General features: G+C 62.9%; 11 protein-coding genes. 7 read left to right on the top strand and 4 right to left on the bottom strand.

The features are described 5' to 3' along the window. The first annotated feature begins 83 nt into the window (after positions 1–83). The 3 genes from cyaY to rnk all read left to right on the top strand — a co-directional run bounded on the left by cyaY (position 84) and on the right by rnk (position 1,175). The gene (cyaY, locus tag BLX42_RS00850) at positions 84–416 is read left to right on the top strand and encodes an iron donor protein CyaY (protein ID WP_012312194.1); all 333 of its coding nucleotides are present in this window, start codon (positions 84–86) and stop codon (positions 414–416) included. A 1-nt stretch (position 417) separates the two neighbouring features. Next, on the top strand, positions 418–630 hold the full coding sequence (locus tag BLX42_RS00845; protein ID WP_161870952.1) for a DUF1289 domain-containing protein: 213 nt from the start codon (positions 418–420) through the stop codon (positions 628–630). A 134-nt stretch (positions 631–764) separates the two neighbouring features. Then, a complete protein-coding gene (rnk, locus tag BLX42_RS00840; RefSeq protein ID WP_161870951.1) occupies positions 765–1,175 on the top strand; it encodes a nucleoside diphosphate kinase regulator in 411 nt (136 codons plus the stop codon). A 4-nt stretch (positions 1,176–1,179) separates the two neighbouring features. On the opposite strand, the gene BLX42_RS00835 is transcribed toward rnk, so the two are convergent. The 3 genes from BLX42_RS00835 to BLX42_RS00825 all read right to left on the bottom strand — a co-directional run bounded on the left by BLX42_RS00835 (position 1,180) and on the right by BLX42_RS00825 (position 4,805). Beyond that, entirely contained in the window at positions 1,180–4,044 is a 2,865-nt protein-coding gene (locus BLX42_RS00835) for a class I adenylate cyclase (protein ID WP_161870950.1), read from the bottom strand. A 146-nt stretch (positions 4,045–4,190) separates the two neighbouring features. Continuing rightward, entirely contained in the window at positions 4,191–4,436 is a 246-nt protein-coding gene (locus tag BLX42_RS00830; RefSeq protein ID WP_012312198.1) for a TIGR02647 family protein, read from the bottom strand. Positions 4,437–4,505: 69 nt separating this feature from the next. Continuing rightward, the gene (locus BLX42_RS00825; protein ID WP_046786954.1) at positions 4,506–4,805 is read right to left on the bottom strand and encodes a hypothetical protein; all 300 of its coding nucleotides are present in this window, start codon (positions 4,803–4,805) and stop codon (positions 4,506–4,508) included. A 148-nt stretch (positions 4,806–4,953) separates the two neighbouring features. Between BLX42_RS00825 and BLX42_RS00820 the strand changes: the two genes are divergently transcribed. Next, on the top strand, positions 4,954–5,616 hold the full coding sequence (locus BLX42_RS00820; protein WP_161870949.1) for a glutathione S-transferase: 663 nt from the start codon (positions 4,954–4,956) through the stop codon (positions 5,614–5,616). Positions 5,617–5,747: 131 nt separating this feature from the next. Here the strand turns inward: BLX42_RS00820 and argH are convergent, their stop codons facing one another. Then, on the bottom strand, positions 5,748–7,142 hold the full coding sequence (gene argH / locus BLX42_RS00815) for an argininosuccinate lyase (RefSeq protein ID WP_125923594.1): 1,395 nt from the start codon (positions 7,140–7,142) through the stop codon (positions 5,748–5,750). A gap of 309 nt (positions 7,143–7,451) precedes the next feature. Between argH and BLX42_RS00810 the strand changes: the two genes are divergently transcribed. The 3 genes from BLX42_RS00810 (at position 7,452) to BLX42_RS00800 (ending at position 10,034) form a co-directional block, all read left to right on the top strand. Then, a complete protein-coding gene (locus BLX42_RS00810) occupies positions 7,452–8,195 on the top strand; it encodes a LytTR family DNA-binding domain-containing protein (RefSeq protein WP_115273313.1) in 744 nt (247 codons plus the stop codon). 133 nt (positions 8,196–8,328) lie between these two features. Then, on the top strand, positions 8,329–9,270 hold the full coding sequence (gene hemC / locus BLX42_RS00805) for a hydroxymethylbilane synthase (RefSeq protein ID WP_046786957.1): 942 nt from the start codon (positions 8,329–8,331) through the stop codon (positions 9,268–9,270). Beyond that, complete coding sequence (locus BLX42_RS00800; protein ID WP_115273314.1) at positions 9,267–10,034, top strand: uroporphyrinogen-III synthase; 768 nt, start codon at positions 9,267–9,269, stop codon at positions 10,032–10,034. The genes hemC and BLX42_RS00800 overlap by 4 nt, the downstream gene beginning before the upstream one ends. The last annotated feature ends 63 nt before the right edge of the window (positions 10,035–10,097 follow it).

Here is a 10,097-nt window from a genome sequence, read left to right as displayed (position 1 = left end):
GGAGCTCGCCGCTTGCGGCTGGCGCCAAGCGCCCGTATCGTGCCCGGCCTGCCTGTAACGCAGCCAATTTCGAGGTTCCTGCAATGAGTTTGAGCGAAGCGCGTTTCCATGATCTGGTCGACGCCACCCAACAGGCCCTGGAAGACCTGTTCGACGAGAGCGGCCTGGACCTGGACATGGAGAATTCCGCCGGCGTCCTTACCATCAAGTTCGACAACGGCAGCCAGCTGATCTTCAGCCGCCAGGAGCCACTGCGTCAGCTTTGGCTGGCCGACCGCTCCGGTGGCTTCCACTTCGACTACGACGAAGAGAGCGGCAAGTGGGTCTGCGAGAAGAGCGAAGAGCTGCTGGGCGAGATGCTCGAGCGGATTGTCTGGGAGCGGGCCGGCGAAAAGCTGGACTTCGACGAGATCTGAGATGAGTGCCCAGGCGCGGCCCGCCAAGCCGCTTTACAGCAACGTCAGCCCAGCGGTGCCGTCGCCGTGCATCAGCGTGTGCCGGCTGGATGAACAGCGCGTTTGCACCGGTTGCCATCGCCATGTCGAGCACATTCGTGAGTGGCGTTCGGCCGACGACGAACGGCGCCGGCAGATTTGCCGCGAAGCCGAGTCCTTGCGCGCGCAGGCTTGAGTATTTGCCCGGCTGTGGTAGTGTCGGGTTATGCGTCGGTGACGCCAAAGCACTCATCAAACCCCGCCCTCTGGGCGGGGTTTTGCTTTATCTGCCCCTAGAAAACCCACTGTTCAATGGAGTCTGACTGGATCATGAGCACCAAGCCTTCCCTCATCCTTACCCGATTGGACGTGCAGCGTCTGGAGCGCCTGATCGACAGCCTCGACGAAAGTACCCCGGGTGTGCTCGCCCTGCAGGACGAGCTGGACCGCGCCGAGCAGGTGGTCGGTCACGAGGAGGTGCCGGCTGGTGTTGTGACCATGAATTCGCGCGTGCACTGCCGCGAAGAAGCCAGTGGCAAGGACTACCACCTGACCCTGGTGTATCCGAAGGATGCCGGCGGCGAAGGCAAGGTATCGATCCTGGCGCCGATTGGTTGCGCACTGCTGGGCTTGTCGGTGGGCGAGCGGATCGACTGGCCTGCGCCGGGGGGCAAGACCCTCAAGCTCAAGTTGCTGGCCGTCGAGTACCAGCCTGAAGCTGCGGGCGATTTCGACCTCTGAGGGTTCAAGGCTCCAGGGTTGCCTGCAACTGCGCCAGGCCATCGTTCAGAGCCTGCTCCAGCTCGCGCTTGTAGCGCAGGTAGAGGAGGGTCGAGCCCCGTTCGTCATCGAGCAGTTCGGACAGGTCAAGATCTGTGATGTAACAGCGGTAGTGCCCGGCGCTGCGGCGCTGGCTGAGAATCTGCCGGGCGACCACGGTGTAGAGCTCATCGCCGTGGTCCAGCTCGGAAAACTCCTGCTGATTGCAATAGAGCGTGACATGCATGTCATCGCCCGTGCCGGCCTGGAGGATGGCCTGCACCTCGTAATACGGCTGATCATTGAGGTCGTCTGGCGTTGGCCGCGGCTCTATGCTGCGTGCCTTGCCCGGCCCCGAGGGCAGCAGTTGCGCATAGTGGGTCTGCAATGGTGCTTGCTGCAGGTTGTCCAGCGGCACGCGTGCGTCGTGGCGCATTACCATCGAGCGCAGAAAGCGCTGCAGCGGCAGCAGCAGGTGGTTTTCGTCGTGCAAGGGCAGGCGTTGCTGCCACAGGGCATTGTACTCATCCAGCACATACAGGTCGGCCCAGCCCTCGAGCAGGCGGTAGAACACCTGGATGCAGCCGGGGCGTGCGTTTTCCAGTACCAGTGGCAGGTCGTGGTCCTGCAGGGCATTGGCATCCAGGTACAGCGGGCTGTAGGTGCTGCGTTCTTCGCCCAGGCATTCGAGTACGGCCTCATGCTCTGCGAGGGTGGTCAGGCTGACCTGGCCGGGCAGCAGTTCCAGCACGTGTGTGTGCTGCGCCACCTGGAGCAGGTAGCGGTGGTTGCGCCCCTGATCTAGCAACAGCTGCACCGTGTCGAAAATCTCCTCGACCCGCTGGCTGATGGCCTGGGCGCGGTTGTGGCAGAAACAGCGCACCCGCACGCGCGGCCGGTGGCTGCGCTGGCCGAGGCTGTTGAGGAAATCGCGCAGGCAACGTGCCAGGGCGTGCTCGCCGTCGTAACGCTGGACCAACACTTCGTTCCAGCTGTTGAGGGTAATCTGGTCGAGGGTCAGCACCAGGTTTTCGCGAACGCCCGCGTAGCTCAGCGAGTCGGTTCGCTCGGTGGTCATCAGGATGTTCAAGTCGCGATGGTGTCGCAACGGATCGACACCGACGTTGACCAGCAGCAGAATCTCGTTGGCCACGCTCGGTTGCAACAGGCGCACTTCACTGACGGTTTCCAATGGCAGAGGGATGCTCTGCTGCAGGCTGCCGAGCAGGTTGAACAGCTCGAACTCGTTCAGGTCACTGGCGCCGGGGTGCAGCGCCAGGCGCGTGGTGCTGTCGATGACGCCGTTGCGGTGCGCCCAGGTCAGCAGCTCGATCAGCTCTCGGCAGCGTTTGATCGGGCTGAAGTGCTCCCATTCGTGAACGCTCAGGTTACCGTTGTACAGGCCCCAGTGATGGCTGCCGGGTTCCTTGCGGTTCGGCGACTGGACCAGGGTCAGGGTGTCCTCGGCGAGGTCCGGGGCAATGCCGGGGTTGATCACTTCTATCTTGCCGGCACGGCGCTCGAACGCGGCATAAAGGCGCCGGCCCAGCACATTCAGGTCGCGCTGGTCGGCGCGGCTGCTGGCATTGTTGTTTTGCGCAAACTGGCTGAGGAAGCGGTAGCTATGGTTCAGCTCGGCAACCAGCTCGCGGCGCTCCACGGCGACCTGACGCACTTTCCATTGGCTGCGGCTGTCGAGCAACGCCAATTGGCGCTCGTCCCAACCCCACTCATCGACCAGGCGCTTGAGCAACCGGCGCTGCCAGCCGTTGCTTCGTGCGCGGTCCAGGCCGCTGAGTTTCTTATTGACCTTCAGGTAAAGGCTGCGCCTTGCCAGCTCCAGCCGCCTGGTTTCACCGCGCGCCTGCAGGTAGCGTTCGATGCGCCGGTAAACCATTACATAGGGATCGAGCGCGTCGAGGTCGAGGTGGTTGGCAAATACCGCCTGCTTGTAGTCCAGGCTCAGGCAGCGCACGGCTGGATGTTCGCTGGCGTAGGCCTCAGTCAGCAACAGCTTGAGCAGTGACTTGTAAGGTGAGTCGATACCTTTGAACAGCTGCCACAGGCCAGCGCCGACGAATTCGCCGGCCGGGATGTGGGCCAGGTTGCCGAGATCGAGGGCATCGGTGCTGCGGATGAAACGCTTGGACAGCAAGGTTTCGGTATAGCTGCTGTAGTTGTGCTCTTCATACGCCGGCACCAGCCACCAAAGCGGTGTGCGCCCGGCCAGCCAGATGGCCGTGCGGTAGAACTCGTCGAGCAGCAGGTAGTGCTGGGTGGTGCCACAATCGTCAGAGCTCAGCTGGCTGTCGCGCAGGCCTTGGGCGAAGCTTTGCGGGTCGATCAGGAAGCAGTGTGCTTCGGCGCCCAGGCTGGCGGCCCAGGTTTCGAGCAACTGGCATTTGCGTCGCAGTTCATCGAGCTGGCTGTCACCCAGGCCGGGGGCATGACAGACCCACAGGTCGATGTCGCTTTGCTCAGCCTGGGCCAGCGTGCCAAGGCTGCCCATCAGGAACAGGCCGTGGATCGGGCGGTTGGGGTTGCCCAGGCGTGTCTTGTACGTGAACGATCGCGCCAGCCGTTGGCCTTCGGCGACCAGGTTGGCATCGGGCTCGAAGCCCGACACGCCGGCCGGGGTGCTACCCGATACATAGCCAGGCAGCAGCGGGTGGTTGACGTGAAACAGCAGCGGTAGCAGGGTCAACACCTGTTGCTGGCGGGTCGAAAGCCCATCCATGGCGCGCTGTAGCCGGCCCGTGTTCAGTTGCAGAAACCTCGCACGCAATTTCGCCAGCACCTTGCGGTCGATGCCTTCGTCGATATCGGGGCGGATTTCGTGGGGGTGGGTCATTGCACACTCAGGGCAGGCCGGGGGAGCTCTGGCGAGTTTAGCCTGAGTAATGCACTCGGATAAGCGGCAATTGGAGTTTTGACGCCATTTTTCTTGCGCCTTGGCGGGCCCCATCGCCGGCTTGCCAGCGATGGGGCGGGGCAGGTTTATGCCGGCTGGGGCGACTTGAGAATGTTCAGCAGCAGTTGCACGCTTTCGACTGCGTCATGCCCAAGGCTGGTGAGGTAACCGCCATCGGGCTGATCGGTCAATTGCTTTTCATGCAGGCGTCGAGCTGCTGCGACCAGCGCGGGGGAGGCATTGGCGTGAATCTTGATGCCTTCCTGGCTGCTGTCCAGGTTGAACAGGGCAAGGACTTCCAGTTCAGCAATCAGTTCGGGGGTGAAGGACATGGCGACTCCTGACTTCCAGACGAGGATGGCGGCACCGCCAGCGGTGCCTGACCCTGGAGTGTAGCCGGGTTATTCGTCCTCGCCTTGATCTGCCTCAGGTGGCAGCTCGGGCAGAGCGCGCAGGGCGGTTTCGTACCACTCGGTGTTGAACGGACGGTCTTCGTCGAGCATGTTGTCGATCTCGATGGCCAGCACGTGGGCCATGAGGTTGAGGATGTCTTCGCGCTCGTAGCCGACCAGGCTCAGCTTGTTGAACGTAGCCTTGGCTGCCGGCGGTTCGCCGCTTTCGATCTGGTTTTCGATGGCCTGGGTCAGCGTCGCCTCGGCGAAGGCTTCGTCGTCATTGTCGATGTCGGTGGGCTCGCTCATGGCGCTACTCCTGTGATTGGGCACACAGTGTGCCATGCCCGCGTCGGCAATGCCCGGTCATCGACCGGGTGCATGACGCTGGTCAGGCACTGGCGTAACGAGCTATAAAAGCCCGGCCAATCCCCTACGGCCTGGAGGCTGTTACCCCATGCTCAAGCTTCACGGATTCTCGGTCAGCAACTACTACAACATGGTCAAGCTGGCCCTGCTGGAAAAGGGCCTGCCGTTCGAAGAGGTCACTTTCTATGGTGGTCAGTCGGCTCAGGCGCTGGACGTCAGCCCGCGCGGCAAAGTGCCGGTGCTGCAGACCGAACACGGCTTGCTCAGCGAAACCGGTGTGATTCTCGACTATATCGAGCAGACCCAGCCGGGTAAGGCGCTGCTGCCAGCCGACCCGTTCGATCAGGCCAAGGTGCGCGAGCTGCTCAAGGAGATCGAGCTGTACATCGAGCTGCCGGCCCGTACCTGCTATGCCGAGTCGTTCTTTGGCGCGGCGGTAGAGCCATTGATCAAGGAGCGCGCGCGTGCGGATCTGCTGGCGGGGTTCGCCACGTTGAAGCGCAATGGCCGTTTTGCACCCTATGTAGCCGGTGAACAACTGACGATTGCCGACCTGATGTTCTGCTTCTCGGTCGACCTGGCTTGTGCAGTAGGCAAGAAGGTGCTGAACGTCGACTTCCTCGCCGACTTCCCTGAGGCCAAGGCGCTGCTGCAGAAAATGCACGAAAACCCGCATATGGCGCGGATCGTGGCAGACAAGGAGGCGGCGATGCCGGCCTTCATGGAGATGATTCGCAGCGGTAAGCGCTGAAGACCAGGGCTGCCTTGTAGCCCAATCGCCGGCAGGCCGGCTCCTACTGGTACTGCACAGGGCTTGAAGCCGATGCGGTCGAGTGGGAGCCGGCTTGCCGGGGATCGAGGGCCAAGCCCTCGCAATGGCGCTTAGCGCGAAGCCAGCAGCGCCTTGCCACGTACAACGGCAGCACGCACCTGCGCCGGCGCAGTGCCGCCAATGTGGTCGCGGGCATTCACCGAGCCTTCCAGGGTCAGCACGGCGAACACATCCTGCTCGATCTGGTCGCTGAACTGGCGCAGTTCGTCCAGGCTCATCTCGGCCAGATCCTTGCCGGTGTCGACGCCATACTTCACGGCATGGCCGACGATTTCGTGGCAATCACGGAACGGCAGGCCGCGGCGCACCAGGTAGTCGGCCAGGTCGGTGGCGGTAGAGAAGCCGCGCAGGGCCGCTTCGCGCATGATCGCGTGGCGTGGCTTGATGGCTGGGATCATGTCGGCAAAGGCACGCAGCGAATCGCGCAGGGTATCGGCGGCGTCGAACAGCGGCTCCTTGTCTTCCTGGTTGTCCTTGTTGTAGGCCAGCGGCTGGCCTTTCATCAAGGTCAGCAGGCCGGTCAGGGCGCCGAACACACGGCCGCTCTTGCCACGCACCAGCTCCGGCACGTCCGGGTTCTTCTTCTGCGGCATGATCGAGCTGCCAGTGCAGAAACGGTCGGGCAGATCGACGAACTGGAACTGGGCGCTGGTCCACAGCACCAGCTCTTCGGAGAAGCGCGACAGGTGCATCATCGCCACGCTGGCGGCAGCGCAGAATTCGATGGCGAAATCACGGTCCGAAACGCCATCCAGCGAGTTGCCGGCAATGGCTTCGAAACCCAATAGCTTGCAGGTCAGTTCGCGGTCGATCGGGTAGGTGGTGCCAGCCAGCGCAGCGCTGCCCAGAGGCATGCGGTTGGCGCGCTTGCGGCAGTCGACCAGGCGCTCGTAGTCACGGCTGAGCATTTCGAACCAGGCCAGCAGGTGGTGGCCGAAGGTGACTGGCTGAGCGGTCTGCAGGTGGGTGAAGCCCGGCATGATGGTTTCGGCTTCACGCTCGGCCTGTTCCAGCAGGCCCTGCTGCAGGCGGGTGATCTCGGCCAGAATCAGGTCGATCTCGTCGCGCAGCCACAGGCGGATGTCGGTGGCGACCTGGTCGTTGCGGCTACGGCCGGTGTGCAGCTTCTTGCCGGTAATGCCGATGCGGTCGGTCAGGCGTGCTTCGATGTTCATGTGCACGTCTTCGAGGTCGACGCGCCAGTCGAAATTGCCGGCTTCGATTTCACCCTGGATGGTGTTCAGGCCATCGATGATGGTGTCGCGCTCGGCATCGCTGAGTACACCGACCTGCGCCAGCATGGTGGCGTGGGCGATCGAACCCATGATGTCGTGGCGGTACAGGCGCTTGTCGAAATCGACCGAGGCGGTGAAGCGGGCGACGAAGGCGTCGACGGGTTCACTGAAGCGGCCGCCCCAGGACTGATTGGTCTTGTCGGTGCTCATGGATTCACTCGTTGAAGGCGTGAACGAAAAAGTGGCGCCGATAATAGCAGGGTTGGGCTTGTGGCCGAAGGACGCCGGTCGACAGAAATCTGCAGAAAACAGCGCTCAATGCAGGCGAAGACGATATTCAACGATTGAACGGCAGTGTTCCACGGACCGTCTACAGTTGGACAAAGGACTGGCAGCGAATCTGCCGGCGCAGTGAATCTTTGGCCATCGTATTGGTCTAGAGCGTGACCGCAGTGTCGCTCGACCTGCAACTGTCTACGCTATACCTGTGCGAGACTCACTCAGGAATCCAGAGCAATTATGAATGTCCTGATCGTTGATGACGAACCCCAAGCCCGTGAACGCTTGACGCGGTTATTCGGGGAACTGGAGGGGTACACCGTGCTGGAGCCCAGCGCCACCAACGGCGAGGAGGCCCTGGCCCTGATCGAAAGCCTCAAGCCCGATGTGGTCCTCCTGGACATCGGTATGCCGGGCCTCGATGGCCTGCAGGTCGCGGCCCGCCTGTGCGAGCGCGAAGCGCCACCGTCGGTGGTGTTCTGCACCGGTGACGATGAATACGGCGCAGAGGCTTTCACGGACAGCACCCTCAGCCATGTAACCAAACCGATCCATCCCCATGCCCTGCGCGATGCCTTGCGCAAGGCTGAGAAACCCAGCCGTACGCAGTTGGCGGCGCTGACCCGGCCGGGCAGTGAAGGGGGTGGCCCGCGCAGCCATATCAGCGCGCGTACGCGCAAGGGCATCGAGCTGATCCCTTTGCCGCAGGTGATCTATTTCATCGCCGACCACAAATATGTGACGTTGCGCCATGAAGCAGGTGAAGTGCTGCTTGATGAGCCACTCAAGGCACTGGAAGATGAGTTCGGCGAACGCTTCGTGCGTATCCACCGCAACGCCCTGGTAGCCCGCGAGCGCATCGAACGCCTGCAGCGCACGCCGCTTGGGCATTTTCAACTGTTCCTCAAAGGCCTGGATGGTGATGCCTTGACTGTCAGCCGCCGGCATGTGGCTGGCGTACGCAAGATGATGCAGACGCTCTGAGCCCTGCAGGGCCCTCATCTCCGGCAAACGGCGATGAGGGCGCACAAGGCAAAACTGGATCGTGACCCACATCTGCTAGCGATACCGACGGAGCTGTTATCATCGGCGGCATTCCTAAGTATTGGGGCGTTCCATGTCCACTCGCGAAATCCGCATTGCCACCCGTAAAAGTGCCTTGGCCCTGTGGCAGGCCGAATACGTCAAAGCCCGCCTCGAACAGGCGCACCCTGGCCTTCTGGTGACTCTGGTGCCCATGGTCAGCCGCGGCGACAAACTGCTCGACGCGCCGCTGGCGAAGATCGGCGGCAAAGGCCTGTTCGTCAAGGAGCTGGAAACCGCCCTGCTGGACAATGAGGCCGACATCGCCGTGCATTCGATGAAGGACGTACCCATGGACTTCCCCGAAGGCCTGGGCCTGTACTGCATCTGTGAACGTGAAGACCCGCGCGATGCCTTCGTTTCCAACCATTTTCCCAGCCTTGAGGCTCTGCCTGCCGGTAGCATCGTCGGCACCTCCAGCCTGCGCCGTCAGGCCCAGTTGCTGGCGCGCCGCCCTGACCTGCAAATCCGCTTTCTGCGCGGCAACGTCAACACTCGCCTGGCCAAGCTCGATGCCGGTGAGTACGACGCCATCATCCTTGCCGCGGCGGGCCTGATCCGCCTGGGCTTCGAAGAACGCATCACCGCCAGCATCAGCGTCGACGACAGCCTGCCGGCCGGTGGCCAGGGCGCGGTGGGCATCGAATGCCGTAGCGCAGACAGCGAGATCCATGCGCTGTTGGCGCCTTTGCACCACGCCGATACCGCTGACCGTGTGGTGGCCGAACGAGCGTTGAACAAGCACTTGAACGGCGGCTGCCAGGTACCGATTGCCTGCTATGCCGTGCTCGAAGGCGAGCAACTATGGCTGCGCGGGCTGGTTGGCCAGCCCAGCGGTGGGACCCTGTTGGTGGCTGACGCCCGTGCACCGCGGGCATCCGCCGAAACGTTGGGGGTGCAGGTGGCCGAAGACCTGCTGGGCCAAGGTGCCGCGGCCATTCTCAAGGAAGTCTACGGTGAGGCCGGGCACCCGTGAGCCCCTGGCGCCTGTTGCTGACCCGTCCTGAAGAGGACTGCGCGGCGCTGGCGCAGACGCTGGCAGCTGCCGGCATTGCCAGCGCCTGCCTGCCCTTGCTGGCGATCGAGCCAGTGCAACCGGACGCTCGGCAGCGCCAGCAGCTTGCCGGGCTAGGGCAGTGCCAGGCCATGATCGTGGTCAGTAAACCTGCAGCCAGGTTGCTGCTTGCGCAGCTCGCACAAGCAGGGCTGCAGCCCCCTTCAGCCGGATGGTTCACTGTAGGTGAAGCCACGGCGGCGGTGTTGCAGTCTGCGGGGCTGACGGTGACTTACCCTGCACAGGGTGACGACAGCGAAGCCTTGCTCACGCTCCCGGCCTTGCACGAGGCTATGGCGGGGCCTGCGCCACGTGTCCTGATCGTGCGTGGTGTAGGGGGTCGCGAACTGCTGGCCGAGCGTCTTGCAGAGCAAGGTGCTAGTGTCGATTATCTGGAACTGTATCGTCGTTGCCTGCCGGTGTATCCGGCGGGCACGCTGGTGGGTCGCATCGAAGCGGAACGCCTGAACGGCGTGGTGGTCAGCAGTGGGCAGGGTCTTGAACACCTGCAACGGATGGCCGCTGCCGATTGGCCGCGTGTGGCGCGCTTGCCATTGTTCGTGCCGAGCCCCAGGGTGGCCGAGCAGGCCAGGGCCGCAGGGGCACAACAGATTGTGGATTGCCGTGGCGCGAGTGCCACGGCCTTGCTGGCAGCCGTGCAGCGCAGCGCTGCACCTGCCTCTTAAGGCGCTAAGCTCAGAGCGACGCGCCCCCATGCAAAGGATGGATACGTGAGCGAAACTGTCTTG

This window comes from Pseudomonas sp. SG-MS2, from assembly GCF_009933855.1.
GTDB lineage: Bacteria > Pseudomonadota > Gammaproteobacteria > Pseudomonadales > Pseudomonadaceae > Aquipseudomonas > Aquipseudomonas putida_E.
Note: the sequence above shows the minus strand (reverse complement) of the source record. Positions and strands in the feature narration are given on the sequence as shown.

Coding starts and splice junctions, on each gene's coding strand:
- cyaY (WP_012312194.1), top strand. CDS start 84: ATGAGTTTGAGCGAAGCGCGTTTCCATGATCTGGTCGACGCCACCCAA.
- BLX42_RS00845 (WP_161870952.1), top strand. CDS start 418: ATGAGTGCCCAGGCGCGGCCCGCCAAGCCGCTTTACAGCAACGTCAGC.
- rnk (WP_161870951.1), top strand. CDS start 765: ATGAGCACCAAGCCTTCCCTCATCCTTACCCGATTGGACGTGCAGCGT.
- BLX42_RS00835 (WP_161870950.1), bottom strand. CDS start 4,044: ATGACCCACCCCCACGAAATCCGCCCCGATATCGACGAAGGCATCGAC.
- BLX42_RS00830 (WP_012312198.1), bottom strand. CDS start 4,436: ATGTCCTTCACCCCCGAACTGATTGCTGAACTGGAAGTCCTTGCCCTG.
- BLX42_RS00825 (WP_046786954.1), bottom strand. CDS start 4,805: ATGAGCGAGCCCACCGACATCGACAATGACGACGAAGCCTTCGCCGAG.
- BLX42_RS00820 (WP_161870949.1), top strand. CDS start 4,954: ATGCTCAAGCTTCACGGATTCTCGGTCAGCAACTACTACAACATGGTC.
- argH (WP_125923594.1), bottom strand. CDS start 7,142: ATGAGCACCGACAAGACCAATCAGTCCTGGGGCGGCCGCTTCAGTGAA.
- BLX42_RS00810 (WP_115273313.1), top strand. CDS start 7,452: ATGAATGTCCTGATCGTTGATGACGAACCCCAAGCCCGTGAACGCTTG.
- hemC (WP_046786957.1), top strand. CDS start 8,329: ATGTCCACTCGCGAAATCCGCATTGCCACCCGTAAAAGTGCCTTGGCC.